This window comes from Methylotenera sp. (assembly GCF_013141425.1).
In the GTDB taxonomy this organism is placed as follows: Bacteria; Pseudomonadota; Gammaproteobacteria; order Burkholderiales; family Methylophilaceae; genus Methylotenera.
Genome location: NZ_JABFRA010000046.1, coordinates 1 through 26,994 on the forward strand (window position 1 = coordinate 1; position 26,994 = coordinate 26,994).

Below are 26,994 nucleotides of genomic sequence, written 5' to 3' on the forward strand. Positions count from 1 at the left end.
GTGCCGCTTTAGTAGAAAGAATAAGTCCTGGCTCAGGAGCCGCAAATCGAGCTAAAAATGCAGCCATAACATTAATAAAAGCTTCAATCTAAATCTTTGTAGCTTAATTTAGTGTCCGCCGTGGGCCCTTTTCTGCCTGATAGCATATCAATTTAATTGCCATAAAGCAGACTGATTAAAATGGAAGTTAACAATCCAGCATGAATTCTGCTAATTCCGCAGGGTTGGTAATCATGTCATTATTTAATTTTAAGGAATTTTGTAATTCTCTTGTGTCATTAAATCAATACCGCACTGTAGATTTTCAACCCATGTGATGAATTGATTGACCATCGCTTTGCCTACAAAGGCTCGTCCGTGTTGCGGGACAATCGATTCAATATCCAAGGTACGCGCCATGGTAGCCCAAAAGCGGCAAGCCTTGTTTGAGGTCATATAACGTTGGTGAAACCCCAGCATGGTGGGTAAGTGAGCTTGAAAGTCAGTGACGGGTGCTGCTGCCAAGTCGTGGTCGACCAAGGATGCACCAAGGTCACCTGAAAAAAGTATTTTGCTGGTGATGTCGTAAAATTGAAAATTACCTTCAGAGTGCAGAAAGTGTGCTGGGATGGCTTTAATAATAGAATTGCCTAGTTTTATATCCATGCCTTTATCGGGGATGCCGATAATGCGGCCTTCGGTATTTCCGACACTGCAAAAATGCGGTAAAAATCGTTCCCAAATGGCAGGCGCAAGCACTTTGCATTCCGTGCCAACTAGCCATTTATTAATAGAGGCGACAATGTCTGGGTCTTGGTGTGACGCTAGAATATACTGCAACTTGCGAAAGTGAAAATATTTATTCATGCCCATAATCAATGGGTTGTACGTCATATTACCACCGGGGTCTATCAAGGCGCCATGGCCATCGCTGACAATTAAAAATTGATTTGATTGCACCGCAGACGAAGAAACGTCAGTATCGGACAGGTCATTAAATTTGACGCAAATATGACTGCCGTTGTTAAAAAGCTCATTCGCCATTACGTTCTTCTTTGGGTTTTAAAAAATTGGAATGTAAATTTACGTAAACTTTGACCTTGCGGCTTTGATGAATATCAAGCAAACAGAAAATGCTGTTGTTTAGTGATAGTTAGATAAGGTAGATATGGTTGGGTTTGTGGCTTGGGCTCGCATTATTATTACCGCATTTCTAATTATTTCCCCCATCTCAGCGCCGCTGTGTGAACGGGGCTGTCCCAGTGCTGCTTGATTTCATCATCTAATAAACACAAGGTAATGGAAGCGCCCGCCATATCGAGCGCAGTGGTGTAGTTGCCGACTAAGGAGCGCGAAATTTCAAACCCCTGCAGATTGAATAATTTAGCAGCTGTGTTGAAAATCAGATAAAGCTCCATCAGCGGCGTTGCGCCAAAACCATTGATGAGTAATAAGGCTTCATGTTTATTGGTGGGATGGATGTCGCGAATTTTGAAATCGGTCAAAATCGCTTCCACACAATCGCCGACAATTTCATCTGCCTCACGCATGGCTTCGCGTCTGCGACCTGGTTCACCGTGAATCCCAACGCCTATTTCAAGCTCGGATTCGTTTATATCAAAAGTGGGGCGACCCGCCGTAGGTACTGTGCAACTAGTGAGCGCAACGCCGATGCTGGCAGTCTGTTTATTTACTTTGTCTCCCAGTGCTTTGCAGGCTTTTAAATCTGCGCCAGTTTCTGCCAAACTTCCAACGCATTTTTCCACAATCACGGTGCCAGCAACACCACGACGGCCTGTGGTGTAGGTGCTATTAATTACCGCACAGTCATCGCTGGTGAGCACTGTAGCGTTTTCGAAAGGCAACATTTCTGCCGCCATTTCAAAATTCATTACATCGCCAGCATAGTTTTTGACAATAAACAGCACGCCCTTGTCGGCATGCACAGCTTCAGCCGCCATCAGCATTTGGTCTGGGGTGGGCGAGGTGAACACATGTCCTGGGCAGGCGGCATCGAGCATGCCATAGCCGATATAACCTGCGTGCAGTGGTTCGTGACCTGAGCCGCCGCCAGAAATAATCGCCACTTTATTTTGCGCTTTGTTTGCTCGGGTTAAAAAGTTAGGCTCAAGATGAAGTTCGACTAAGTCGCTATGCGCTTTGGCAAAGCCTGAAAGGCTTTCGACTAAGATATTGTCAACATTATTAATGAATTTTTTCATGTGACGACTCCCTTATTTTTCTAACACTAACTTACAAACGGATTCTATCATTAGCTGACAACTCTTGGCGCCAGGGTCAATGTGGCCAATCGCGCGCTCACCCAAGCCAGCGGCACGGCCTTTGGTGGCTATTAAATCTTTGGTTGAAAGCATGCCTTGTTCTGCGGTGCGAATTAAACTTTTGCTGATTAAGTTCACGTCGCTGGTTTGCGTAGCCAATATTTCAAATTGCTGGGCGACTGGAATCAGCACATCGAGCATGGTTTTTTCACCGATATTAGCTTTGCCGCGCTGAATGATGGCTTGCACGCCCGCTGAAAAAGCGGCCGCAATCTTTGCATGTGAATCGCCACCATTTTCTTTTAGTACCTTTGCCATGCTCATAAAAAAACTGGCGAGCAATGGGCCAGAGGCCCCGCCAATCGTACTTAATAGCTTCATGCCAATTTTATTGAGCGCTTCGTCTGGCTTAAGTGGGGTGAGTTCTGCTTCTAATTCAACGATGGTATTTGCGCCACGCTTCATATTGATGTAGTGGTCACCATCGCCAATTTCACGGTCTAGTGATTCCAGCGTGCTTTCATTCGCCAAAATACATTGCTGTATGTTCTTGGCCGCCGCTAGAATGAATTCTGTGTGCATATGTTTCTCATCTCATGAATAACACTATATTGCGATTTGTATAAAGTTGTTAAACTCTACACATGTTAACTTGTCATGACAACCTACTACAAAACGGTGCAATTTTTTTATGCGTATGAGCCTGAAATTCCGTCTAAATTTATTGATTACGCTTTTATCTTTAGCGTTTATTTCGGTAGTCGGCACCATATTGGTGAACGATACACGCATTTCTATCCGCGAACGGGTCGAGGCGGCCAGTCGCGTTACCGTTCAGTTGCTCGACACTGTGATTGTGAGCTCTGCGCTAAATCCAGAGTACGGTGCTACGCATAAGGTGTTGCAAAGTTTTTTGCAATCGCTTGGCTATGTGCGTAGTAGCCACATTACGCTTTACGACATGCGCGGCAATTTGCTTTACGAGTCTCCCGAGTCGACCTTTAAAAGCGATATTCGCCCACCGGAATGGTTTGCTAAATTGGTGCGCCCTAAAACTGAAGTTGTGGAACGTAAAATACGTTACGGCACTTTGGTGGTGAGCTCCAGCTCAGCAGGCTCTATTCGCGAGGCTTGGTCAGGCTTTAGTCAATTGATGTGGGTTGGTTTAGGATTTTTTGTGTTGTTGAATGTTATGGTGTATGCACTTTTACGCTATTCTTTAAGGCCAATTCAACCGATTTTAGCCTCCATCAACCGCATGGAACATGGCGATTTAGAGACTCGTCTGCCGGCGTTTAAATTGCCGGAATTTGACCGCATTGGCCACAGCTTAAACCGCATGGCGGAATCGCTGGCGGCGGAACGGCAATTAGAAGAGAATCGTCAATTGACCCAGTTGATTCAAAGCCATATTGAAGATGAGCGCCGCAGTCTGGCCAGAGAACTTCACGATGAGTTAGGGCAATACGTGACCGCTATTAAAACCTTTGCAGTGGCGATTGTGAATAAAACCAAAGATAAATCGCCCGATATTGCGGGCAATGCACAAACCATTGTGGCGGCGGCTAACCAGATATATGATGGCATGCATGACATTATTCGTAAGTTGCGCCCTGGCGCGCTGGATAATCTCGGCCTTTCAGAAACGCTACGCGATGCGGTGAATTATTGGCAAAAAGTGCATCCTGAAATGCGTTTTAATCTGAGTTTAGAAGGTGCACTCGACCAATTAGGCGAAACACTCAACATTAATATTTATCGAATCGTACAAGAATCGATTAATAATGCATTAAAACACGCCAATGCAAAGCTGATTGATATTCAGTTGCTGGTGGAGGCTAATGGGCTTGAGTTGACCATTAAAGACGATGGCGTCGGCATGATTCTAAGTGCAGTAGACCAAACGCAGCATTTTGGCCTGCTCGGTATACGTGAGCGTGTGCAAGGTTTTCATGGCAGTTTTAATGTGGTATCTGAACCGAAACTCGGAACAACGCTCTATATCAACATCCCTCACTCAATAATGGACAAAAACAAATGAGCCAAATAAATGTCATGCTAGTTGACGACCACGCGGTAGTGCGTATGGGCTTTAAGATGTTATTGGAAACAGACTTAGAAATCAAAGTGGTGGCAGAAGCCGATAGCGGCGAGCAGGCGATTCAACGTTTTGTAGAGTTTAAGCCACACGTGGTGGTGATGGACATTACTATGCCAGGCATGGGTGGGTTGGAGGCGATTGAGCGAATCCTTGCTAAAGACAGTACTGCTAAAATTTTAGTGCTGTCTGCGCATGAAGATTCGGTGCATCCCAAGCGTGTACTAAATGCAGGTGCGATGGGTTATTTAACAAAACGTAGCGCAGCGGAAGAAATGATTAAGGCCATTCGTATTGTGGCAACCGGCAAAAAATACCTAGAAGCTGATGTTGCCCAGCAGATGGCGATACAGCAACTTTCAGGCGATCAAAACCCAGTCGATGTGCTATCTCCGCGTGAATTTGAGGTGTTTATGGCGCTAGCCAAAGGTAAAACAACCAACGAAATTGCGGAAACGCTGTTTTTAAGCCCACGCACGGTGGGTACGCATCTTTATAATATCAAGCAAAAACTCAATGCGAATAATTCAGCAGAGATTGCATTGATTGCCATGCGTAGTGGTTTGCTTGATGCATAAGTACCAATATTTCAAACGCTTTATCGCGTGGTGCGTACGCTAATCACACCGCTTAAAATAATTAAGGCAATCGCCAGCCAAGCATCCAAGCTTAAATGTTCATTCCACCATAGAATGCCAAATAGGCTGGCTAATACGACGGTGACATAGGCTAAACTTCCCACAACCAGTGTGTTGCCAGTGCGATAAGCGCGGGTCATGGCGAGTTGTGCAATGGTGGCAGAAACGCCCAAGCCTAATAAGAGAGGCAAGTCACACCATTCAATAACATTAAAGTGGTCATACAGCATCCAAACGCCTGCCCCTAGGCTAGAAATTAGCGTGAAATAGAAAACTGTACGCCAGTCAGGTTCGTTTAATTTTCCAAGCTGTTTAACATGAATGTAGGCGAAAGCCGCGCCAATGCCTGAAAGCAGGCCCATACTACCCGCAAGCCAGTCTGCACTGTGAAAACTGGGTTTAAGTAATAAGCTAACGCCGACAAAACCAATCAGCAGGCCAATAAATATGATTTTTTTTGGCTTTTCATGCAGTAAAAACGGCGTGAATAAGGCTAAAAATAATGGCGAGGTGTAGTTTAATGTAATAGCTGTCGCTAAGGGTAAATGCGCAATCGCGTAAAAGAACAATACAAGTGAAGCAAACCCCACCAGCGCGCGTGATATTTGTTTACCAATAAACGGCGTGGCAAGCGGTAGTTTTCTGGCGAAAATAAATAGCCAAATGACAATTAAGCCAAATATCGAGCGGTAAAAAACCAGCTCTGCACTACTGAATTTTTGCGCGCCAATTTTAACCAGTGCGCCCATAATAGCAAAGCCCAAGGCGGCAACCAGCATCCAGAAACTGCCGAGATTAGGTAACTTAAAGCCGAGTAGATTCGTGTTTGCAGGCTTCAAAATTTTCGGCTAGCGAATGTGTTTTTCAAGTTGTTTACGATACCAAAGATGAAAATGTTCAAGGCCGGTTTCCATTGGGTGTTGATAGGGGCCGCGTTCATCGATACCCTGTGCATATAAGGCACGGCGACCATCGTGCATGCGTTGGCAGATTTCATTGTCTTCCAATGCAGTTTCATTGTAAGCCGCTTGTTGAGCTGCCACATATTCACGTTCAAATAATGCGATGTCTTCAGGATAATAAAATTCAACCACATTGCTACAAGCGTCTACACCGCGTGGGGTGATGTGCGAAACCACCAGTACATTAGGATACCATTCAATCATCAGAAACGGATAATAGACCATCCAAATCGCGCCGTATTTAGGCACATCAGTGCCTTGATATCGGCCGACTTGCTGTTGCCATTGCTGATAAATGGTTGAGTCTGTTCTGCTTGAAGGTACTTTGTAGCCCACAGTTTGCACGCTATATTCAGCGCCAAACTCCCAATTCAGGGCGCTACAATCCACAAACTGATTAAGCCCAGGGTGGAATGGCCCGACATGGTAATCTTCTAAATAGACTTCAATAAATGTTTTCCAGTTGAAGTTGTATTCTTCTACGACGACACGGTCTAACATGTAGCCAGTAAAGTCAAAGTCTTGCTTGCAACCAAGCTTAGCTAGGTCTTGGGCTATGTCGCGTTTACCTTCAAAAAGTAAGCCTTGCCAATTTGTTAAGGCTTGATTATTGAGATGTAAGCATGGATTCTGTGCAAAATGCGGCGCACCTAATAGCTTGCCTTCTAAATTATATGTCCAGCGATGCAAGGGGCAAACGATGTTTTTAGTTTGGCCTCGGCCGTTTAGCATTATCGCTTGCCTATGGCGACATACATTGCTCATAACGCTAATGGTGTCTTGCTGATGTACTAAACTTTTAGCTTCACTTGTCCAGTCAAGCACGTGATAATCCCCCACATTGGGTACCATGCACTCATGACCAAGATATTGTGGTGCGTTAACAAATAGATGTTGTTGTTCCAGCGCATAAATTTTCGGGTCCGCGTACCAAGCAACCGGCAATTGCGTCTGAATTTCATGTTGCGAAGCTAAAGTTAAAGATGCCATAGTGCGTTATTCGGCAGTTAAAATTTCAAGGGAGGCGATTTTTGCCTAAATTACCAATTTTTTCAAGTGAAAATTATAGGACTAAATACTCATAATCTCCTTGTTTTAGTTGTCAAAACTTGCCATTTATAAGGTTTTCGGCTAATCTCACACGGTTATAGCTTATAAATTTTAATCCCATATTTTCACCGCACAGTAAACCTCTATGTCAAATCACTTAATGAATACTTATTCACGTCAACCGGTCACCTTTGTTAAAGGCGAAGGCGTTTGGCTGTGGGATGATAAAGGTGACAAATATTTAGATGCGCTTGCTGGTGTAGCAGTCAATGGTTTGGGTCATGCCCACCCAAAATTAGTGAAAGCCATTAGCGAGCAAGCCGCTAAGCTGATTCATGTGTCAAACATTTACGGCATCGCAGAACAAGAGTCTTTAGCAGATAAACTGTGCGAAATTTCAGGCATGGATAAAGTGTTTTTCTGTAATTCAGGCTGTGAGGCCAACGAGGCGGCAATTAAGTTAGCCCGTCTTTATGGGCACAATAAAGGCATCGAAACCCCTGAAATTATTGTTATGGATAAATCCTTCCACGGCCGTACCATGGCTACACTTTCGGCAACGGGCAATCGCAAAGTACAAGCAGGCTTCGAGCCCTTGGTCAGCGGCTTTATTCGCGTACCCTATGATGATATTGAGGCCGTCAAACAAGTCGCCTCACGTAATGCCAATGTGGTGGCCGTTCTAGTCGAGCCAGTGCAGGGTGAAGGTGGCATTAATATTCCAAAAGATGCGGGAGCTTACCTTGAAACCTTGCGTGAAATTTGTGATGCGCATGGCTGGCTGTTGATGCTAGATGAAGTGCAAACAGGTATTGCCCGCACAGGGACCTGGTTTGCATTTCAACATACTAATATTTTGCCGGACGTCATGAGTTTAGCTAAAGGCTTAGGGTCAGGTGTGCCTATTGGTGCCTGTGTGGCACGCGGTAAGGCGGCGGAGGTATTTACATACGGCAAGCATGGTTCAACTTTTGGTGGAAATCCATTAGCAACAGCGGCTGGATTGGCTACCCTGACTATTATTGAGCAAGAAGGTTTACGTGAGCATGCTGAGAAAATCGGCAATTTAATTCGTGAAGGCTTTGCTGCAGAATTTAAATCTATCAAAGGCGTGGTTGCAATTCGTAACGCAGGTTTGATGATAGGCATTGAGCTCGATAAACCTTGCGGCGATTTGGTGAAAATTGCACTTGCAGATAAATTGCTGATTAATGTGACAGCCGATAAAGTAGTGCGTTTATTGCCGCCGCTGGTGATGAATGAAGCAGAAGCTAACGAGTTGGTAAGCCGATTGTCTCAGCACATTAAAACATTTTTGGCGCAATAAAATCAGACCAAAATTTGACAGAAAACCTGACTAGAAACCAGATGAAATTAGTAATACCATGAAACCAATCAAACATTTTTTACAATTCAATGATTTAAATCGCGACGAACTTGAGCATGTATTTGCCCGCACGCGTTGGATTAAAAGTCAGTTTAAAGCTTATCAGCAATATTGGCCTTTGCAGGATCGAACCTTGGTGATGATTTTTGAAAAAGCCAGTACGCGAACTCGCTTGTCATTTGAGGCTGGCATGCATCAACTAGGCGGTTCCGCCATTTACCTCAATACGCGTGATTCGCAATTGGGGCGTGGTGAGCCAGTAGAAGATGCTGCGCAAGTGATTTCACGTATGAGTGATATTGTCATGATACGTACGTTTGAACAAGATATTATCGAGCGATTTGCCGCCAACTCGCGCGTACCGGTAATAAATGGTTTAACCAATGAGTATCATCCATGCCAGATTCTGGCGGATATTTATACTTATATTGAGCATCGTGGCTCAATCAAAGGTAAAACTGTGGCTTGGATTGGCGATAGTAATAATATGTGCAATACCTGGCTTCAAGCGGCTGAATTGCTGGATTTCAATGTGCATGTCTCCACGCCACCAGGCTATGAAGTTGAACCTGAACGGGCAAATTTATATGGCAACGATCACTTTGAGGTGTTTGCGGACCCTATGGATGCGGCAAAAGGCGCAGATTTAGTCACCACCGACGTGTGGACGAGTATGGGATTTGAAGCGGAAAACGAAGAGCGTCTGCGCGACTTTGCCGATTGGCAAGTGGATGCCGAAATGATGCGTGTGGCTGCAAAAGACGCATTGTTTATGCATTGTTTGCCAGCCCATCGCGGCGAAGAGGTTTCAGCCGAAGTGATTGACGGTACTCAAAGTGTTGTGTGGGATGAAGCTGAGAATCGCTTGCATGTGCAAAAGGCTTTGATGGAATATTTGCTACTAGATAAAGTAAGCTAAGTGGCGACTAAAGAATATTAGCTATCACATTCTGCCTGTTGCTGCCACCATGGTGGGTGTTTGTGTTACCGTTATTTCATTAGTGCAGTTGGTGCCAAAAAACAATATATCGCCTTGGGTAGATCAATTGATGGCAATTGATACGCTAGTTTTTCTGGCAAGTACTTGGATGTCATACTGGACTATCCGACACGATAAATATTCGGATAAGTACGAGTTGGTGACAGATTGGCTGTTTTTGGGCGGACTTGGCGCATTGGGGCTAGTAAGTGTGCTGGTTGCCTTTGATCTGTTTATAATTTAGTAATATTCGTAAATAAATTAAGTAAATTAGAAAGAATTGTGTAATGAGTAATGCAAAAAAAGAGATTAAAAAGGTTGTATTGGCCTATTCAGGCGGACTAGATACCTCAGTTATTTTGAAATGGCTACAAGATGAGTACAACTTTGAAGTGGTCACGTTCACAGCCGATTTAGGTCAGGGTGAAGAGCTTGAGCCAGCTCGCGCAAAAGCCAAAGCGGCAGGCGTTAAAGAGATTTACATTGACGATGTGCGTGAAGAGTTTGTCCGTGATTTTGTGTTCCCAATGTTCCGTGCTAACACGGTTTATGAAGGCGAATACTTATTAGGCACATCAATTGCACGTCCTTTGATTGCAAAACGTTTAATTGAAATCGCTCGTGAAACCAATGCAGATGCTATTTCCCACGGAGCAACGGGTAAAGGCAATGACCAAGTGCGTTTTGAGTTAGGTGCATATGCGCTTAACCCGAATATCCAAATTATTGCACCTTGGCGCGAGTGGGATTTACTAAGCCGTGAAAAGCTAATGGCCTATGCAGAGACACACGGTATTCCGGTGGACATGAAGCATAAACAAGGCGGCAGCCCATACAGTATGGATGCTAATTTGCTGCATATTTCATACGAAGGCCGACATTTAGAAGACCCTGCAGCCGAGGCAGAAGAAAGCATGTGGCGTTGGAGTGTAAGCCCAGAGAAAGCGCCTGATGCAGCCGAATATTTAGACATTGAGTATGTAAATGGCGACCCAGTGAGCTTGAACGGAGAGGCGCTAAAACCACATGAGTTATTAGCGCATTTAAATACAATTGGCGGCAAACACGGTATTGGTCGTTTGGATTTAGTTGAAAACCGTTATGTAGGCATGAAATCACGCGGCTGTTACGAAACGCCAGGCGGTACCATTTTATTAAAAGCACATCGTGCAATTGAGTCTATAACGCTAGATCGTGAAGTCGCTCATCTAAAGGATGATTTAATGCCACGTTATGCCAGCATGATTTATAACGGCTACTGGTGGAGTCCAGAGCGTATTGCCTTACAAACTTTGATAGACCATACACAAAAAACCGTCAATGGTTGGGTGCGCTTGAAGCTATATAAAGGCAATGTCATTGTTGCTGGGCGTGATAGTAAAACGGACTCGCTGTTTGATTCAACTATTGCAACCTTTGAAGATGATAACGGCGCCTACGACCAAAAAGATGCCGGCGGTTTTATCAAGCTCAATGCATTGCGATTACGAATCGCTGCCAACTTGAAAAATAGGCAGTAGTTAACGGGGCATATTCTGCCCCTTTTTTTATGATTAATTTGCGGCATCAAGTCTAAAAATAAAAAAATTCTGCTGATTAGTTTTTTATGTTTGTTTGGCATGATTACTAACGTAAATTCGAACCCATTTTCAATACTGAAGTATTATTCATTCAATTGAGCTGTTGTTAAAGAGAATATCCGTTATCAAGACATGCTGAAGCGTTTTGGACAACCGACGGGCAGTAAAAAATTAGAAATGATTGTTTAGAAACAAAGCCAAATTACTACTACTATCCAACGGTCACTTTTGTAGGTGAAGGTGACGAGCTAAAGGTATTTGAGATTTACTTTAGCAATGCTAGTAACAAACTATAGTTTGCTAATCTTAACGTTGATAAAACAACGACTTTGTCTACGATTAAGAATTTGGGTGAATCTTATGTCGCAAAGCTTGGAAATGGTATTACACAGATAACCCTTGAAAACCCGGAGGATGCGACAGTTATGTGGAATTTTGAATTTAAGTCGGGTCATTTATTTCGTGCTGCATACTTTTCAAATGATTGCTAGCCCTTACTGAGTTATCGCAAGATTGCACAAAAGCCTGACTTTAGTCAGGCTTTTTTTTGACCGAATACTTTATTTTGCAGTAAAAAATTTCAGAACGCAAAATATCTGTCGATAACGCATAAGAGATAACGCCAATTTTGAATGCAAGGAGAATTATTCATGGATTATTTTATTAAAACTATCTACGCCATTTTAACGACCTGTGGGATTTATGCTGTTTTGATTATTTTTACGATGAGTTTGCACTATCAGTGAATTAGTACATTCAGTGAGTTTGAAATTGGTAAATTGAAGTTAATCAAGCGAAATAATCGCTAACCTATATAAAAAAACAGTCATTTACGGCCTATTGAACGATAGGGATTTAAGAGGCTTTTACCTGTTTATTCTATGAATTCGAATGTGCAAGGTAAATTCATAATTAAACCGTAACGTGATGATGGTTTTACTCTCAATAGCGTTTAGTTAAGCGCATAATGTATCGGTTGCAGATACATTTTAGTCTGCTAACGGAGGGCAATGCTTAGCAGTGTTGCTGATTAATAGGCAGTAAATTTTGAAATCAGGAGAATAAAAATGGCTGTGATTGACCGTGTTTTAATTGGTGAAGCGTTAGTGATTGAAGACCGTCCAGATGGTAGTGGTCTTGATTTGAAAAATGTTGCGCATATTGATCTGATTATGGGGCCGCGTGGTAGCGCTGCTGAAGATGCTTTTTGTCGTACGCTAACAGACCAAAAAGAAGGTGTGAACGGTTTGCTGGCAATTGTGGCGCCTAACATGATGGTGAAACCAAACACCGTGATGTTCAATAAAGTAACCATTCGAAACAGCAAACAATCAACACAGATGTTTGGGCCAGCGCAGCGCGGTATTGCGATGGCGGTAATGGATTCTGTGGCAGATGGCACAATTCCTGTTGAAGAGGCCGATGATGTATTTATCTGTGTTGGCGTGTTTATTTGCCACAAGGCAGATATGGATGATCGCGTGCAAGATTGGAATTATCGTGCCACCAAACAGGCGATTAAGAATGCGGTAGCACGTGAGCCTAAAGCCGCTGAGTTGCTGAAGATTTATAAAGAGTCGACTCATCCGTTTGCAGTAAAAGATGCTGCAGATAGAAAAAGAAGAGCGACTGATTAACTGTACCTAGTTAGCCGTAACTAGTCGCGTAAACATTAGAAATGAGCATATTCTTTTATCATTTCTAATGAATTCGGACTAATTAATAGTAAGCAGTAGAGTCGAGCTAAGCTCGAAAGGACTTACTTTGCTCGCTTGATGTGAAATAAAGAATAATCGATTCCAACTATTCGATTCAATGAAATGGTGAGAAATGACAATGCTGAAAGACCAACGCCAAGAAGAACGTGAATTTGATTTCACTGCTAACGATTTTTCCAGAGTGCGTAAACTTATCTACCAACACGCGGGTATATCGCTCTCAGAGGCGAAGTCAGATATGGTATATAGCCGCATTGGACGTCGCTTGCGTACCGTTGGTTTTGATACCTTCAAGACCTATTTAGATAATCTTGAAAGTGAAAATAACCCAGTCGAATGGGAGGCATTTACCAATGCGCTGACCACAAATCTAACCTCATTCTTTCGTGAAGAACATCATTTTCCCATTCTTGCTGAACACCTTGCTGGACTCAAGAAACCCATCCGTATTTGGTGTTCTGCCGCCTCTACAGGCGAAGAGCCTTACACGATTGCCATGACGGCTTGTGAGGCCTTTAGTACATTAAAGCCCCCAGTCGAAATTATTGCAACGGATATCGACACCAATGTGTTGGCAACGGCAGCGCGTGGTGTTTACCCCTATGAACGTGTGAGTAAATTGTCCGATGAACGGCGCAAGCGTTTTTTTCAAAAAGGCACAGGTGCGCATGAAGGCTCTGTTCGGGTTCGTAATGAATTGCGTAGTTTGATCACGTTTCAGCAGTTGAATTTGCTGGATGAACAATGGCCTTTGCAGGATCAATTTGATGCGATTTTCTGCCGAAATGTCATGATTTATTTTGATAAACCTACGCAATCAAAAATTCTAAGTCATTTTGTGCCGTTGATGAAACCGCATGCTTTATTGTTTGCAGGACATTCAGAAAACTTTTTATATGTATCGAATGATTTTCATCTGCGTGGAAAAACGGTATATGAATTAAGCGATGGCAAAAGCAATAAGCGTTCATCTACTCAGGTGAAAGAAAGAATTGTATGAGCATGTTACAAGAAGAGGTCTCAACCACACTGTATTTTGACCGCACGTTTGACTGCAATGCAGCCAAAATATCGCCAGGCGAGTATTACTTTACTGATAAAGACATGGTGATTGTAACGGTATTAGGTTCGTGTGTGTCAGCATGCATACGTGACAGCATGAGTGGCATCGGAGGTATGAATCATTTTATGTTACCCGACAGTGCCGCGGCCGATAAAGATAGCCCAGTTTCAGAATCAATGCGCTACGGCACTTATGCAATGGAAGTGTTAATCAACCAGCTACTTCGTAACGGTGCGCGCCGCGAAAATTTAGAAGCTAAGATTTTTGGTGGAGGCAATGTTCTGAAAAGCTTCACCACCATGAATGTGGGGGATCGCAATGCTGCTTTTGTTAAGAAGTTTCTTAAAGAAGAACGTATACGCGTGACCAGTGAAGATTTGCTGGATATCTATCCTAGAAAAGTTTATTACTTCCCCAAAACTGGTCGTGTATTGGTTAAAAAGCTGAAAAATATGCACAACGATACCTTGGCAAAACGCGAAGAGGCGTATGCAAGCAAACTTAAAGTCAGTGACGTGGGTGGTGAAATTGATTTGTTTTAACGATTGATTTTGGTTGGCTGATTATATTCAGCCATCAAGAAGAGAAATTTATATGAAAATTAAAGTGCTCGTAATAGATGATTCAGCGTTGATTCGTAGTCTGTTAACTGAAATTATAAACAGTCAGCGTGATATGGAAGTGGTCGGTGCCGCCCCAGACCCCTTGATAGCTCGTGACATGATTAAACAGTTGAATCCAGATGTACTGACCTTGGATGTGGAAATGCCAAAGATGGACGGTTTGGATTTTTTAGAGAAACTGATGCGTTTAAGACCCATGCCAGTGGTGATGGTATCCACGTTAACTGAGCGCGGTTCAGAAATTACCATGCGGGCCTTGGAGCTTGGGGCCATTGACTTTGTGACCAAACCAAAAATGTCGATTTCAGACGGAATGCGCGAATACACTGACATTATAGCTGAAAAGATTCGTGCCGCTTCACAGGCAAGAGTTGCAACATTACAACGGCACATTTCTACACAAAATGCGAGCGCTGCGCCTACACCCTTACGTAATCCATTGATTAGTAGTGAGAAATTATTAATTATTGGTGCTTCAACAGGCGGAACTGAGGCAATCAAATCATTTTTATTGCAAATGCCATCAGACTGTCCTGGGATTTTAATCACACAGCATATGCCAGCCGGATTTACCAAATCGTTCGCAAATCGCCTGGATTCGCTCTGTCAGATTTCTGTAAAAGAGGCCGCAGGTGGTGAGCGAATTTTACCAGGCCATGCCTATATTGCCCCCGGTGATAAGCATCTTTTGTTAGCTAGAAGCGGTGCAAATTACGTTACGCAATTAAGCGATGCACCGCCAGTAAATCGTCATAAACCATCCGTCGATGTGTTATTTGATTCAGCTGCCGAGTATGCAGGTAAGAATGTTATCGGAGTAATTTTAACGGGTATGGGTAAAGATGGTGCAGCTGGCATGGCGCAAATGAAACAAGCTGGCGCCTACAATTTTGCGCAGAATGAAGAAAGTTGTGTGGTTTACGGGATGCCAAAAGAAGCTGTTGCGCATGGGGGTGTGCATGAAGTGGCACATTTGAATGATTTACCTAAATTAGTGCTGAATTATTTAATGGCAAATAGCGCACGTGCATTACGTGTGTAGTTTTTGAAAAGCACTACTTTTATAGCGTTAATCTTCAATAAAAATTGCATGAAGATGCATGATAATGAACAATGAAAAACCATGAGTGAATTAATCCTGCAATGATTTTTAACGGTAAGAAGCTTTTTGAATTGTAAGATCGAATATTTTAAATGGAGTAATGCATGGCCAACCCTAATACTAAATTTCTTGTTGTGGATGATTTTTCTACCATGCGCAGGATTGTGCGTAACCTATTAAAAGAGCTAGGCTACACTAATGTAGATGAAGCTGAGGATGGTGCAGCAGCCCTGAGTAAGCTCAAGGGAGGGGGGTTCGAATTTGTTGTGTCCGACTGGAATATGCCAAACATGGATGGTTTGACTTTATTACAACATATTCGTGCAGATGCTGAATTAGCGAAAATTCCAGTATTAATGGTAACGGCAGAAGCTAAAAAAGAAAATATTATTGCGGCGGCGCAAGCTGGTGCTAATGGTTATGTGGTTAAGCCGTTTACAGCGGCGACCTTGGATGAGAAACTATCAAAAATATTTGAGAAGCTTGAGAAAGTGGGAGCTTAAATATGACGAGTGAGTCTTTGCAACAAAAGGCAGTAAAAATTGAGCCTATACCGGTTATCAATCCTGTTATCAACCCAAATGATGAGATGCTGAATCGTATTGGCCATGTTACTAGGACGCTCCATGATAGCTTACGAGGATTGGGCTTAGAGAAAATTTTAGAGCAGGTGGCTACCGATATTCCAGATGCAAGAGATCGCTTAGCTTATGTGGCACGTATGACCGAGCAAGCTGCGGAACGTGTTTTAAATGCAACCGATGCGGCAATCCCGTTACAAACTGAGTTAGCTTCAGAGGCATTGTGCTTAGAACAACGCTGGAAAGAAGTGCTTGCTAAACCCTCTTTAAAAACTGAATACAACCAAACGGCGGAGCAAACCTTAGCGTTTTTAACCTTAACTGGAAAAAATACCGCAGAAACTAAAGCGCTTTTGATGGACATTATGATGGCGCAGGATTTTCAGGATTTGACAGGTCAAGTGATTAAAAAAATCACAGGTTTAGCCCAAGACCTAGAAAAACAATTAGTTCAAGTGTTAATTGATTTTTCTCCAGCGACCGCTGGCAAAAAAGAACCCGACACGCATGCCGTCCTGATGAATGGGCCGCAGATAGATCCGAACGCAGCGGATGTGGTGGCGAGCCAAGAGCAGGTAGATGATCTGCTGGATAGCTTGGGGTTTTAATTAATAGAAATTGACTGACCAGCATATAAGCAACGCAGTTCTGGTCAGGTATAAAATTTATAACCAGTAACTATTCGAAATTTTAAATGGCAGATAAACATTTTACTGGATTGCGCGCTAAGCTATTACTCGTGGTAGCTGCGGGCATGATACTGCTTTTTACATTATTATTTTTCGCTGCAAAAATGGTATTGCTCGATGGCTATGCCAAGCTTGAAACTAATAAAACGAGTATTCAAATTGGCAGTGCAATTAAGCTATTAAAAGAACAAGAAATTCAATTGGGTGGAATTGTTGGTGAATATGCACACTGGGATGATACTTACCAGTATATGCTTCAGCCTGATTCGCGCTATATTGAATCCAATTACACCGATGGCATATTTTCCAACCTAAAAGTTAAGGCGATTTCTCTTGTTAACACTGAAGGCGAAGCTCTATATCAACGTAGTTTTGACTATTCAACTGGGCAACCCTGGGTAATTCCAAAAACGCTGGAACGTGAAATCAGTAAAGGTGGTTTGTTTCTCGATTCAGGAAAAGTTCACCAGTCCGGTTTTTTCTGGACACCAGAAGGTGTCTGTATTGTTTCTGCTATCGACATATTACCTAGCGGCGGCAATGGATTGCGTCGCGGTACGCTTATTATGGTGCGGCATTTAGACCCGCTACTGATTGACCATGTAGAAAAAATAATAGGCGCTAGGCTTACGATTCAGCCAATATCACAAGATATGTTTGATGACAAATTACGTCAAAAATTAGCAAAACAAATTGTCGTTGTTAAGCCTTTGAACGATACTCAAGTTGCAGGTTATGCCATGTTAACGAGTGCGGATGCGCGTTCGAATCTAGTGGTGTCGATATTAAGTAGTCGTGAAATTTTTGCTCAAGGTGAAGATACACTAAGCTTTTTGTCCTGGTCTACCTCAATTATTGCGTTGATGTTAGCAGGTATTAGTTGGCTATTCGATCGAATGGTATTGCTGCGCTTAGAGCGCATGAGCGAGGACGTAAAGCGCATTGCACAATCCGCCAATACAAAAATACGCGTGAGAAAATTAAATGGGCAAGATGAATTAGCCAATTTGTCGCATGGTATCAATGGCATGCTGGACCGTATTGAAGATTCTCAATATGAACTGCAGATGGAAAAAGAGCGTGCACAAGTGACGCTTGAGGGGATAGCTGATGCGGTAATCACCAGTAATCAGGCTGGGTTTGTGTTGTATATGAATACCGCCGCTGAACGGCTGGCTGGGGTGAATTTAAGCGAAGTTAAAGTCAAGACTTTACGCTCCATATTTAGATTAAAAACTGAAGATAGAGCCACGCCAGTCAACAGTAGTTGGCTAACAGATTCTTACAGTATTTTGGAAGAAGTGATTATTGAACGTGCAGATGGCACCGAGTTCGTGATTCGTAAATCAGCCTCTCCACTTTATGATGGCGATGGCAATACCTTTGCAATTGTGACTGTTTTACACGATGTTACGATGTTGCGCAGACTTTCCAATCAATTGTCCTTTCAAGCGCGACACGACCAGTTGACTGGGCTGATTAATCGTTATGAGTTTGACCGCAAGACACAAGCGGCGATAGATGATGCCGCTACGGAAAACCGTATCCATTGCCTTGCCTATATCGATTTGGATCAGTTTAAGATTGTTAATGACACTTGCGGCCACATGGCAGGCGATGTCTTGCTAAAACAATTATCCAATCATATTAAAGCCAAAGTACGTAGTTCAGATACCTTGGCCCGTTTGGGTGGCGATGAATTCGCTTTGCTATTGATGGGCTGTGATTTGGACAAAGCGCAGGAGATTATTGAGGGTTTGTTGCAGGTTGTTCGAGAGTATCGTTTTACCTTTGATGATAAGGTCTTTAAAGTAGGTGCTAGTGTAGGCCTGACTGAAATTTCACCGAATCAGAATCTTGATTTAAGTGAACTCTTAAGCACGGTAGATGCTGCTTGTTATAGCGCTAAAGAAGAGGGTGGTAACCGCATTCATGTGTATCGCTCGGATGATAAAGATATCAAAGAGCATAATAATCAGCTTGAATGGGTGTCGCGCATTCACCTTGGCTTAGAAAAAAATCAATTCGTTCTTTACATTCAGCGCATGCAAAGCTTGACTCCGGGGGCCGAGTTGCATTGTGAGTTGCTGATTCGTATGCAGGCGATGGATGGATCTTATTACCCGCCAGGATACTTTCTCCCAGCTGCGGAACGTTACCACTTGATGCCTAAGATTGACCGCTGGGTTGTGGGTGAGGCACTAGCCATTATTGCGCATAAAGGAGCTGCTTTCCCTTATGTGTGCGCTATCAATCTTTCTGGTCAAACCTTATCTGAAGAGGGGTTTCTTGAATATGTCTTGGCGCAGATTAAATTGCACGACGTTGACACGCGCCGAATTTGTTTTGAAATTACCGAAACTTCGGTGATTGCTAATTTGAATAAAGCGCGTCAGTTTATGCATGCCTTGCGCGAAGTCGGTTGCCGCTTCTCGCTCGATGACTTTGGTAGTGGTTTGTCGTCTTTTGCGTATTTGAAAAATTTAGAGGTCGATTTTCTTAAAATTGATGGAATGTTTGTGAAAGCCATTGTGAATAATAAAATTGACCGCGCCATGGTTGAATCAATCAACAATGTCGGACATGTGATGGGATTACATACCATCGCCGAATTTGCCGAGAATGACGAAATCATCAACATGCTTAAAGAAATAGGCGTAGATTATGCACAAGGCTACGGTGTGGCAAAACCCGAGCTTTTTGAATAGTTATTGGTAGTAAAAGTAACTAAATTAACTGCCTTGCGAGGCAATATCCATGGGCCTTGCAGGCCTACTCTTTTTTACAAGCCAACGCGTACAACAGGCGGCAGGTTTGCCAACTCTTCATCTGAATATAAGCGCCCACTGGTAATAAAGGCAAAGCCAGTGCCGCAATCCAAAGAAAATGAGCCGCTAGAATTCGGCGTAGCGTCCAAAATCGTGTGCATGTTTTCCGCAAACGTGAAGTGACTATTGCCCATGTAAAATGTGGCATCTTGCCATTCGCCCAAAATAACATCAGATGCACTGGGGTTGAATTCTTTAATCGGCATACAAATTGGTCCGCTACCTTCGCAGCATCCACCAGATTGCAAAAAAGCGATTGGGCCAAACTCGGCCGTTAGTCTATGAATTAATGCTAGTGCGCTTGGTGTGGCTGAAACGCGCCTAGTTTTTTCTGGGTCATTCACCGTTGCTGGACGCTGTACAGTTTCTGTATTCATTTGCTCATGCTCCAAAACTTAATATTAAAGTACCCAACTTTGCAAATAATAAAGGGCGAGATAACTCGCCCTTTATTGTACTAAGAAACCTAACGATTAAACTAGAAGAAGCCTAATTTGTTAGGATTGTAGCTTACTAGCAAGCATTTAGTTTGTTGGTAATGGTCTAACATCATTTTGTGATTTTCACGGCCAATACCTGACTCTTTATAACCCCCAAATGCAGCGTGCGCTGGGTAGGCATGGTAGCAATTTGTCCAAACACGACCAGCTTTAATACCACGGCCCATTCTATAAGCCACTGTGCCATTGCGTGTCCAAACGCCTGCACCAAGACCAAAGATTGTGTCATTAGCAATGGCTAAAGCATCGGCTTCATCTTTAAAGGTTGTCACAGCTAGCACTGGACCAAAAATTTCTTCTTGGAAAATGCGCATTTTGTTGTGACCTTTTAACAGGGTAGGCTCAATGTAATAGCCTTCTGCTAAATCGTTTTTTAACACGTTGCGATTACCACCAATGAGCACTTCCGCTCCTTCTTGCTTACCAATATCAATGTAGTTGATGATTTTGTTCATTTGGTCTAAAGAGGCTTGTGCGCCAAGCATGGTGCTTGAATCTAATGGGCTGCCTTGTTTAATGGCTTTTACGCGTTCTAATACGCGCGCAATAAATTTGTCGTAAATGGATTCTTGAATAATAGCGCGTGATGGACAGGTGCAAACTTCACCTTGGTTAAAGGCAAACAATACCAAACCTTCAATCGCTTTATCAAAGAATGCATCGTCTGCATCCATAATATCTGCAAAGAAGATGTTAGGTGATTTGCCACCTAACTCTAGTGTGGCAGGAATGAGGTTGCTTGCTGCAGCCGTTGCAATAGCGCGGCCTGTTGCAGTAGAGCCCGTAAAGCCAATTTTGGCAATGCGTTTACTGTTCGCTAATGGAGCACCAACTTCACGGCCATAGCCATTCACAATATTTACAGTGCCAGGAGGCAATAAATCACCAATGATTTCCAAGAGAATTAAAATACTGACGGGTGTAAATTCTGCTGGTTTTAATACAATACAGTTACCTGCAGCTAAGGCTGGAGCTAGTTTCCAAGCCGCCATCAGGATTGGGAAGTTCCAAGGAATGATTTGACCGACAACGCCTAATGGTTCATGAAAGTGATAAGCAACAGTGTCGTTGTCAACCTCACTAATACCACCTTCTTGTGCACGAATCGCACCAGCAAAGTAGCGGAAATGATCTACGGTTAGCGGAATGTCAGCATTGATTGTTTCGCGAATTGGTTTGCCGTTGTCAATGGTTTCGGCCGTAGCAATTAATTCAAGATTAGCTTCAATGCGGTCAGCAATTTTAAGCAAAATGTTTGAGCGTTCAGTTGTTGAGGTTGTGCCCCATGCATCTGCAGCTTTATGTGCAGCATCTAAAGCTAACTCAACATCTTCTGCACTAGAGCGTGCTACCTGTGTATAGTTTTTGCCGGTAATTGGCGAAATCACGTCAAAATATTGACCTTTTACGGGTGCTACCCATTTGCCGCCGATGTAATTATCGTACTTTGCCTTATAAGGGATTTTTACGCCCATACCTTTTAATAGATCTAAACTCATGCTGACTCCTCTAGTTTTGCTGTAGTTAATATAGTGTTTCTATCTGGTAAACCGCATTACTTGGTTACTTTTTTTATTGTTACTGAAAGCCAACCTAAACTTGCAAACCCCTTGTAAATAAAGGGTTTTGCAAGCTAAGCCCGAACTAAACAATAAACCTTAGAAGCTGGCAAATCAAGCAAAATGTTACGGATTTGTAAATATATTTGTATGTCTTATATATTATATAAATTATCTTAATGAAATTATTTGGCTAATCCACTAATGTCATCAACCACCACGGCGTACAAGTCACGTGTAGAAGCTAAGGCGCCAAGATGCACTTCTTCAGCACTTAATACTTTTCCATTTGTACTTAATAAAGGCCTAGTAGCTGTGGCGCTTGCAACTATCGTGGCAGCGTAACCTAAATTAAATGCGCCATGCGCGGTTGAGTTTACGCACATGTGCGTCATAAAACCAACTAATACAATATTTTTAATGCCAAGTGATTTAAGCTCAGCATCTAATTCGGTTTGCACAAATGAATTAGGGTAGTTCTTTACGATGACCTTCTCCCCAGCAATTGGTGCAACTTCTGATGCAATAGCACCGATGTCAGCGGTAAGATCATAAGGCGAGCCTACACCCGCATCATGCTGAATATGTATGATTGGAATCTTAAGTTCACGTGCTATTTTGAGTAATTTTTTCGCTTCAATAATAGCGGGCTCAACGTTAGTAAGTTGCATTAAGCCGCGTCGGTAAGTATTTTGAATATCAATTAAAATGAGTGCTGAATCTTTTAAGCGGGCTGGATGGTAGCCCATGCCAGTAATATCTCTTAGGGTTTGGGAAGCTTTCACCATAAAAAACTCCTTAATAAATCTAAAATACTAAATTAAAAATAATAGAATGTTTATTGCTTCATTATAGGTAATTCTACACGTTACTCAAACTTCGTAGCATAATGATTATGCTACTTTTTGACTGTCTGTTATATGCAAGATATTAAGTTGAATAAATCATAAAAATCGCCATATTCAAGCTATTGGCAGGATAATCAATCGCCCCGTTGACTCGTCCTGATGCAAATCACGATATTTGAAATTTAACTAAAATCTTCTACAGACTTCAAATACATATAAATTTACGACGACCCAATAAAATTTATCATTCACTTCGAGTAAATCATATTTTTAGTATTTACCAATACAACCTAGAAAAAGCGCGTATCTTGAGCTATAGTGTATCGATAGACTTTAAATAAAAATCGAATAAAACGCTATAAAATATGTCTGAAATTATATTTCTACCACCTTATGTATTGACACGTGAATTTTGGCGCAGGTTTGCCGCGCCATCGCCTGAATCATTAGGCAGATCGATTATGTCTTTATTGGTAATTGCTGAGAGTCTAGTTTGTGTTTTCTGGATATTTACACTTTCTAGTTTAGGTGATGGTTATGTTGTCATTGCGGCAGTGCCTTACATTTACCTAATCATTTCATATGTAAGTCTGTTTTTATTTTACCGTTTCAAACGTTACGAGTATTTCACTTTCACCCAATTGGTGATGCTGCTGTTGATGCCGTTCGTCATGCAATGGGTGATTGGTGGCTTTGCGGCATCGAGTGGCGTAGCGATCTGGGCGATTTTATCACCCGTAGGCGCGCTTATGATTTTGGGTACGCGCCAATCTACAGCCTGGTTTTTATTGTTCGTCGGTTTGGCTTTTATTTCATGGAAACTCAATCATTATTTTGCGGGCAATGCTATGCCGATTCCAAGCAATGTTAAAGATGCTTTTTTCTTAATGAATATTACTGGAACGGCCTCTATCTTGTATGGCGTCCTGCGCTATTTTCAAGCGCAAAAAGAACGTGTCATGATTTCATTAGAACTTGAGCAGGCGCGATCAGAAAAGTTGTTACTGAATATATTGCCTGCGCCGATTGCAGAACGTCTGAAAGCTAACGACATACGTATTGCCGACCATTACGACTCAGTAACCGTGATGTTTGCAGATTTAATCCACTTCACGCAACTTTCAGAAAAAATGCCGCCTTTGCAGTTGATTGATTTGCTATCGCAGGTTTTTTTACGGTTTGACCAACTGGCAGAAAAGTACCAAGTAGAGAAAATTAAAACGATAGGCGACGCGTATATGGTGGTTTCTGGTGCACCTGTAGCGTGCGTCGATCACGCACATCGCATCGCTGAAATGGCTTTTGATATGAAAATAGCCTTGCAAGAAGTCGCCGTTAAAACGGGATTGGATTTAAACATGCGCATCGGTATTCATACTGGGCCAGTCGTGGCAGGGGTGATAGGCAGTGCTAAGTTTAGTTATGACTTGTGGGGCGATACTGTGAATTTGGCCAGTCGCATGGAAAGTACCAGCAAGCCGAACACGATTCAGATATCGCAGGAAACACAACGTCTAATCAAAGATAGCTATATTTTTTCAGATCAATACAGTGTTGATGTTAAAGGCAAAGGCCTTGTGGAAACTTATGCCTTACTTGCACGCAAGGAATAAAGAGCAGAATCCAGAAACAACCCAAGTGATTTTAGTTAGTCTTTGGAGAGCATGCTGGCCGCGTTAGGATTACCTGTCCAGAAGTTATAAAACTCCCGCACTACCGATAAAAATAGCTTTTTAGATTCTTGAATTTTAAATAAGGGTAAGGTCAAATCGGCAGCAGTTCGATACGATTTGTGATTTTTTATCGGTGCGTCACGTAGCCGTAATAATAAAATTTTTGCCAACTTAATACGCCCGTCGACATAGGCTTGTTCGGCGCCTTCATACCGCATGGCCTGTGAATAGGCTTTTAGCGGCCAGCTTTCAGAAGTATCAAATTTTTCAAGTTCCAAACTATCGGTTAACAACTTCAATGAAGTTGCAAGAGGTTTCCATTGAATCGCTTCTACATCAAAACCATAATTCGAACTAAACGCGGCAATCGCTTTAATGTCTTTCATCCAAAAGGGGTAAAATTCACGCGCAGTATTTAGATTAGCATGCCAGTCTTCAGCCGGAATTTTTTCCATGGCGGCATCCACGGCTACGCTGTAGTCCTGATTATTTAAAGGCTTATTCACTAGATTAGCTGTTAATTGATCTAAAAATAAGGAGCGCTTGTACAGCATGTTGCTTGTTGCACCTTTTGATTGCAACAGCTTTAAATAAGCGCTAGTCGCTTCTTTTTCGCGAGTTTGAATCATTTTTTCTGTTTTTCGCCAATATGCGTTTCACCACGTTGTTTGGCTAGAATCACTTGTTTTTGGCGTTCCGTAAGCCGTGCACGTTTATCTTCTGAAATTTTGTCATGACAATAAGGGCAAGATATCCCCGCCATATATTGCGGGCCTTGCAGTTCTGCAGGAGAGAGTGGGTGACGACAGGCATAGCACTGGTCAAACTCACCCACTTCTAAATTGTGTTTTACTGCCACGCGTTGGTCAAACACAAAGCATTCGCCTTCCCACATACTTTGAGTTTCTGGCACGGCTTCTAGGTATTTTAAAATGCCACCTTGAAGGTGATAAACTTCTTCAAAACCTTGATCCATCATATAGGAGGAAGCTTTTTCACAGCGGATGCCGCCTGTGCAAAACATGGCGACTTTTTTATGTTTGGTTTTGTCAAAATGTTCGGTAACGTATTTTGGAAATTCACGAAAAGTCGTGGTTTTTGGGTCAATTGCCCCTTTGAACGTACCAATATCAACCTCATAATCGTTGCGAGTGTCGATCAAAATCACGTTAGGGTCAGAAATCAGTGCATTCCAGTCTTCAGGTTTAACGTAAGTGCCAACTTTTTTGGTTGGGCTAACGCCAGGCACACCAAGCGTCACAATCTCTTTTTTGAGTTTAACTTTCATGCGGTAAAATGGATGCTTGCTAGCAAATGATTCTTTGTGCTCTAAATCGGCAAAGCGATTTTCAAATATTGCATCAGAGCGCAAAAAATGCAGCAAGTTATGTATGTCTTCTGGCAAGCCGGCAATGGTGCCATTAATGCCCTCTTCAGCAAGAAGTAGCGTACCCTTGATGTTGTTGCTTAGGCATGCGTCTAGAACAGGTGCTTGCAACGATTTGTAATCAGGCAGACTGATAAATTTATAAAGTGCGGCGGTTAAATACTTAGACATGTTGAAAATAGACTGTAATAAAAGAGCATTTTATCACTTGCGGGTGTGATTGTTTGAATGAGAATTTATGATGCAGATGAGAGAATTAAAATCTCCCCGTTGCCATTACAAGCGGCATCACCTACAAAGCGCTGCACACGCTTAGTTTCAATATTTGAAAATTTTGTATTGAACGGTTTAAAAGATTTAAACATTAAGTTTAAAAATGGCAAAGTATGCGTACCGCAGTCTTGTATAGTTGTGTGCAATTTAGGTATCTTGGCTAGCAGTAATGTGCCTCGCTTCATGTTAAAGCATGCGTACTCACCGATGGTGCCTAGCACGCCTATGGTGCCAGCAATCATGCGACTGGCGCAATAGTCACCCACATTGCCTTCAATCAAAATCAGGCCACGACGCATTTGGTCGCCAACACGCTCACCTGCATTGCCTTTAACAATGATAGTGCCGCCACGCATGCCTTTGCGTAGGCCTATAGAAGCGCCACCTAAAAAATCCCCAGTATTACCATCGATTTTCAGCAAGCCACTGACCATATTGCAAGCCGCAAAAGCTTGCGTATTGCCAGTGCAGTGAATTGTGCCGTTTTTTAAACCAAAGCCTAAATATGCGCCAGCGTCACCTGCAATGGTAATGCTGCCAATACTCATGTTTTTACCAATGTAATTAAGTAAGTGACTACTGTTTTTAAAAACGATATTTTCAGTATCGCCACCAAAAACCTCAAAATAATCAGCGACTCGTTTTTGATTCAACGGCAATGCTTCAATCTGCTTAAGTGTTTTGCCTTGCAAATTGTCTGGCGTTAACGTTGCGCAATCGAGCGTGTGCGTTAGTGTTTGTTTCAGGGTAAATGTCAGTGAGTTCATGTTATTTTTTGCTCATAATCTCATGCAATTTAAAATGATGGGGGCCTAATTTCCCCCCGTAATTACCAGCCGAGATGCGTTTTACACCGCTTGCAACACCTAAATCGCAAATTGCTTTTATGCCAACGCGCATGGAGGCTGCAATGTCGTCAAAGCCAATACCATCAATCACAATTTCCATCACGCTTTCGATTTCAGGGGAAAGTTCGGTATTGGTAACACCTTTGAGTGTTGGGCAAAACGCGTCGTTGGTAGAAGCAAACATGGTTTTATATTTGCTGCCGACCTTAGAGCCAGAACGCACCACTCCACCTGGAAACGGCATAATCACATTCGGTATTTTTTTCATGGCTTCTATCGCCGCCTCTGCCGCTGCAAGCGCCGCAGGTTGTGACGCTGCCAAAATTAGAAAGTTACCCCCACCACTA

At 42.7% G+C, this 26,994-nt stretch carries 25 protein-coding genes and 1 pseudogene; 14 read left to right on the forward strand and 12 right to left on the reverse strand.

Going from position 1 to position 26,994, the window contains the following annotated elements:
• Positions 1–249: 249 nt before the first annotated feature.
• From HOO90_RS03860 to dhaL, 3 genes are all read right to left on the reverse strand, one after another.
• Positions 250–1,023, reverse strand: coding sequence for an MBL fold metallo-hydrolase (locus HOO90_RS03860; RefSeq protein ID WP_292839651.1), 774 nt, complete (start codon positions 1,021–1,023; stop codon positions 250–252).
• A 173-nt stretch (positions 1,024–1,196) separates the two neighbouring features.
• Positions 1,197–2,201 (reverse strand): dihydroxyacetone kinase subunit DhaK, encoded by a 1,005-nt coding sequence (gene dhaK, locus HOO90_RS03865; RefSeq protein WP_292839653.1) that lies wholly within the window; start codon positions 2,199–2,201, stop codon positions 1,197–1,199.
• 12 nt (positions 2,202–2,213) lie between these two features.
• Positions 2,214–2,843: a dihydroxyacetone kinase subunit DhaL gene (dhaL, locus tag HOO90_RS03870; RefSeq protein WP_292839655.1), complete on the reverse strand. Its 630-nt coding sequence runs from the start codon at positions 2,841–2,843 to the stop codon at positions 2,214–2,216.
• A 115-nt stretch (positions 2,844–2,958) separates the two neighbouring features.
• Here dhaL and HOO90_RS03875 point away from each other — a divergent pair, with 115 nt between their 5' ends.
• Complete coding sequence (locus tag HOO90_RS03875) at positions 2,959–4,302, forward strand: histidine kinase (RefSeq protein WP_292839692.1); 1,344 nt, start codon at positions 2,959–2,961, stop codon at positions 4,300–4,302.
• Positions 4,299–4,937, forward strand: coding sequence for a response regulator transcription factor (locus tag HOO90_RS03880; RefSeq protein ID WP_292839656.1), 639 nt, complete (start codon positions 4,299–4,301; stop codon positions 4,935–4,937). The genes HOO90_RS03875 and HOO90_RS03880 overlap by 4 nt, the downstream gene beginning before the upstream one ends.
• Before the next feature lie 20 nt (positions 4,938–4,957).
• Here the strand turns inward: HOO90_RS03880 and HOO90_RS03885 are convergent, their stop codons facing one another.
• Together HOO90_RS03885 and HOO90_RS03890 are read right to left on the reverse strand one after the other, a co-directional pair.
• Positions 4,958–5,836, reverse strand: coding sequence for a DMT family transporter (locus HOO90_RS03885; RefSeq protein ID WP_292839658.1), 879 nt, complete (start codon positions 5,834–5,836; stop codon positions 4,958–4,960).
• Positions 5,837–5,845: 9 nt separating this feature from the next.
• Entirely contained in the window at positions 5,846–6,949 is a 1,104-nt protein-coding gene (locus HOO90_RS03890; protein ID WP_292839660.1) for an aromatic ring-hydroxylating dioxygenase subunit alpha, read from the reverse strand.
• A 205-nt stretch (positions 6,950–7,154) separates the two neighbouring features.
• Between HOO90_RS03890 and HOO90_RS03895 the strand changes: the two genes are divergently transcribed.
• The 11 genes from HOO90_RS03895 to HOO90_RS03945 all read left to right on the forward strand — a co-directional run bounded on the left by HOO90_RS03895 (position 7,155) and on the right by HOO90_RS03945 (position 19,439).
• On the forward strand, positions 7,155–8,336 hold the full coding sequence (locus HOO90_RS03895) for an aspartate aminotransferase family protein (protein ID WP_292839662.1): 1,182 nt from the start codon (positions 7,155–7,157) through the stop codon (positions 8,334–8,336).
• A gap of 58 nt (positions 8,337–8,394) precedes the next feature.
• Complete coding sequence (gene argF, locus HOO90_RS03900; RefSeq protein ID WP_292839664.1) at positions 8,395–9,315, forward strand: ornithine carbamoyltransferase; 921 nt, start codon at positions 8,395–8,397, stop codon at positions 9,313–9,315.
• Positions 9,316–9,364: 49 nt separating this feature from the next.
• Positions 9,365–9,619, forward strand: coding sequence for a hypothetical protein (locus HOO90_RS03905; protein WP_292839666.1), 255 nt, complete (start codon positions 9,365–9,367; stop codon positions 9,617–9,619).
• A gap of 43 nt (positions 9,620–9,662) precedes the next feature.
• Complete coding sequence (locus tag HOO90_RS03910; protein ID WP_292839668.1) at positions 9,663–10,895, forward strand: argininosuccinate synthase; 1,233 nt, start codon at positions 9,663–9,665, stop codon at positions 10,893–10,895.
• Positions 10,896–12,022: 1,127 nt separating this feature from the next.
• Entirely contained in the window at positions 12,023–12,592 is a 570-nt protein-coding gene (gene fae / locus HOO90_RS03915) for a formaldehyde-activating enzyme (RefSeq protein WP_292839670.1), read from the forward strand.
• A gap of 193 nt (positions 12,593–12,785) precedes the next feature.
• Entirely contained in the window at positions 12,786–13,673 is an 888-nt protein-coding gene (locus HOO90_RS03920) for a CheR family methyltransferase (RefSeq protein WP_292839672.1), read from the forward strand.
• On the forward strand, positions 13,670–14,278 hold the full coding sequence (gene cheD, locus HOO90_RS03925) for a chemoreceptor glutamine deamidase CheD (RefSeq protein ID WP_292839674.1): 609 nt from the start codon (positions 13,670–13,672) through the stop codon (positions 14,276–14,278). Before HOO90_RS03920 ends, cheD begins: the two co-directional genes overlap by 4 nt.
• Before the next feature lie 52 nt (positions 14,279–14,330).
• On the forward strand, positions 14,331–15,401 hold the full coding sequence (locus HOO90_RS03930; protein ID WP_292839676.1) for a chemotaxis response regulator protein-glutamate methylesterase: 1,071 nt from the start codon (positions 14,331–14,333) through the stop codon (positions 15,399–15,401).
• A gap of 164 nt (positions 15,402–15,565) precedes the next feature.
• The gene (gene cheY / locus HOO90_RS03935) at positions 15,566–15,964 is read left to right on the forward strand and encodes a chemotaxis response regulator CheY (protein WP_292839678.1); all 399 of its coding nucleotides are present in this window, start codon (positions 15,566–15,568) and stop codon (positions 15,962–15,964) included.
• A gap of 2 nt (positions 15,965–15,966) precedes the next feature.
• A complete protein-coding gene (gene cheZ / locus HOO90_RS03940; RefSeq protein ID WP_292839680.1) occupies positions 15,967–16,650 on the forward strand; it encodes a protein phosphatase CheZ in 684 nt (227 codons plus the stop codon).
• Positions 16,651–16,736: 86 nt separating this feature from the next.
• Entirely contained in the window at positions 16,737–19,439 is a 2,703-nt protein-coding gene (locus HOO90_RS03945; RefSeq protein ID WP_292839682.1) for an EAL domain-containing protein, read from the forward strand.
• 74 nt (positions 19,440–19,513) lie between these two features.
• On the opposite strand, the gene HOO90_RS03950 is transcribed toward HOO90_RS03945, so the two are convergent.
• The 3 genes from HOO90_RS03950 to HOO90_RS03960 form a co-directional block, all read right to left on the reverse strand.
• Positions 19,514–19,936, reverse strand: a complete 423-nt coding sequence (locus HOO90_RS03950) for a DUF779 domain-containing protein (RefSeq protein WP_292839684.1) — start codon at positions 19,934–19,936, stop codon at positions 19,514–19,516.
• 101 nt (positions 19,937–20,037) lie between these two features.
• On the reverse strand, positions 20,038–21,558 hold the full coding sequence (locus tag HOO90_RS03955; protein ID WP_292839685.1) for an aldehyde dehydrogenase family protein: 1,521 nt from the start codon (positions 21,556–21,558) through the stop codon (positions 20,038–20,040).
• 245 nt (positions 21,559–21,803) lie between these two features.
• Complete coding sequence (locus HOO90_RS03960; protein ID WP_292839686.1) at positions 21,804–22,406, reverse strand: cysteine hydrolase family protein; 603 nt, start codon at positions 22,404–22,406, stop codon at positions 21,804–21,806.
• A 425-nt stretch (positions 22,407–22,831) separates the two neighbouring features.
• On the opposite strand from HOO90_RS03960, the gene HOO90_RS03965 reads away from it, so the two are divergent.
• On the forward strand, positions 22,832–24,079 hold the full coding sequence (locus HOO90_RS03965) for an adenylate/guanylate cyclase domain-containing protein (RefSeq protein WP_292839687.1): 1,248 nt from the start codon (positions 22,832–22,834) through the stop codon (positions 24,077–24,079).
• Between the two features lie 35 nt (positions 24,080–24,114).
• On the opposite strand, the gene HOO90_RS03970 is transcribed toward HOO90_RS03965, so the two are convergent.
• The 4 genes and pseudogenes from HOO90_RS03970 to HOO90_RS03985 all read right to left on the reverse strand — a co-directional run.
• Positions 24,115–24,768, reverse strand: coding sequence for a hypothetical protein (locus tag HOO90_RS03970; RefSeq protein WP_292839689.1), 654 nt, complete (start codon positions 24,766–24,768; stop codon positions 24,115–24,117).
• Positions 24,765–25,697, reverse strand: coding sequence for a rhodanese-related sulfurtransferase (locus HOO90_RS03975; protein ID WP_292839690.1), 933 nt, complete (start codon positions 25,695–25,697; stop codon positions 24,765–24,767). Before HOO90_RS03975 ends, HOO90_RS03970 begins: the two co-directional genes overlap by 4 nt.
• 65 nt (positions 25,698–25,762) lie before the next feature.
• A complete protein-coding gene (locus HOO90_RS03980) occupies positions 25,763–26,566 on the reverse strand; it encodes a formylmethanofuran dehydrogenase subunit C (RefSeq protein ID WP_292839691.1) in 804 nt (267 codons plus the stop codon).
• A 1-nt stretch (position 26,567) separates the two neighbouring features.
• Positions 26,568–26,994 (reverse strand): annotated as a pseudogene (locus tag HOO90_RS03985) (formylmethanofuran--tetrahydromethanopterin N-formyltransferase); the annotation flags it as partial.

Excerpts from the sequence above, each read along its gene's own strand:
- HOO90_RS03860 (WP_292839651.1), bottom strand. The coding sequence starts at position 1,023 with ATGGCGAATGAGCTTTTTAACAACGGCAGTCATATTTGCGTCAAATTT.
- dhaK (WP_292839653.1), bottom strand. The coding sequence starts at position 2,201 with ATGAAAAAATTCATTAATAATGTTGACAATATCTTAGTCGAAAGCCTT.
- dhaL (WP_292839655.1), bottom strand. The coding sequence starts at position 2,843 with ATGCACACAGAATTCATTCTAGCGGCGGCCAAGAACATACAGCAATGT.
- HOO90_RS03875 (WP_292839692.1), top strand. The coding sequence starts at position 2,959 with ATGAGCCTGAAATTCCGTCTAAATTTATTGATTACGCTTTTATCTTTA.
- HOO90_RS03880 (WP_292839656.1), top strand. The coding sequence starts at position 4,299 with ATGAGCCAAATAAATGTCATGCTAGTTGACGACCACGCGGTAGTGCGT.
- HOO90_RS03890 (WP_292839660.1), bottom strand. The coding sequence starts at position 6,949 with ATGGCATCTTTAACTTTAGCTTCGCAACATGAAATTCAGACGCAATTG.
- HOO90_RS03895 (WP_292839662.1), top strand. The coding sequence starts at position 7,155 with ATGTCAAATCACTTAATGAATACTTATTCACGTCAACCGGTCACCTTT.
- argF (WP_292839664.1), top strand. The coding sequence starts at position 8,395 with ATGAAACCAATCAAACATTTTTTACAATTCAATGATTTAAATCGCGAC.
- HOO90_RS03905 (WP_292839666.1), top strand. The coding sequence starts at position 9,365 with ATGGTGGGTGTTTGTGTTACCGTTATTTCATTAGTGCAGTTGGTGCCA.
- HOO90_RS03910 (WP_292839668.1), top strand. The coding sequence starts at position 9,663 with ATGAGTAATGCAAAAAAAGAGATTAAAAAGGTTGTATTGGCCTATTCA.
- fae (WP_292839670.1), top strand. The coding sequence starts at position 12,023 with ATGGCTGTGATTGACCGTGTTTTAATTGGTGAAGCGTTAGTGATTGAA.
- HOO90_RS03920 (WP_292839672.1), top strand. The coding sequence starts at position 12,786 with ATGACAATGCTGAAAGACCAACGCCAAGAAGAACGTGAATTTGATTTC.
- cheD (WP_292839674.1), top strand. The coding sequence starts at position 13,670 with ATGAGCATGTTACAAGAAGAGGTCTCAACCACACTGTATTTTGACCGC.
- HOO90_RS03930 (WP_292839676.1), top strand. The coding sequence starts at position 14,331 with ATGAAAATTAAAGTGCTCGTAATAGATGATTCAGCGTTGATTCGTAGT.
- cheY (WP_292839678.1), top strand. The coding sequence starts at position 15,566 with ATGGCCAACCCTAATACTAAATTTCTTGTTGTGGATGATTTTTCTACC.
- cheZ (WP_292839680.1), top strand. The coding sequence starts at position 15,967 with ATGACGAGTGAGTCTTTGCAACAAAAGGCAGTAAAAATTGAGCCTATA.
- HOO90_RS03945 (WP_292839682.1), top strand. The coding sequence starts at position 16,737 with ATGGCAGATAAACATTTTACTGGATTGCGCGCTAAGCTATTACTCGTG.
- HOO90_RS03950 (WP_292839684.1), bottom strand. The coding sequence starts at position 19,936 with ATGAATACAGAAACTGTACAGCGTCCAGCAACGGTGAATGACCCAGAA.
- HOO90_RS03955 (WP_292839685.1), bottom strand. The coding sequence starts at position 21,558 with ATGAGTTTAGATCTATTAAAAGGTATGGGCGTAAAAATCCCTTATAAG.
- HOO90_RS03960 (WP_292839686.1), bottom strand. The coding sequence starts at position 22,406 with ATGGTGAAAGCTTCCCAAACCCTAAGAGATATTACTGGCATGGGCTAC.
- HOO90_RS03965 (WP_292839687.1), top strand. The coding sequence starts at position 22,832 with ATGTCTGAAATTATATTTCTACCACCTTATGTATTGACACGTGAATTT.
- HOO90_RS03970 (WP_292839689.1), bottom strand. The coding sequence starts at position 24,768 with ATGATTCAAACTCGCGAAAAAGAAGCGACTAGCGCTTATTTAAAGCTG.
- HOO90_RS03975 (WP_292839690.1), bottom strand. The coding sequence starts at position 25,697 with ATGTCTAAGTATTTAACCGCCGCACTTTATAAATTTATCAGTCTGCCT.
- HOO90_RS03980 (WP_292839691.1), bottom strand. The coding sequence starts at position 26,566 with ATGAACTCACTGACATTTACCCTGAAACAAACACTAACGCACACGCTC.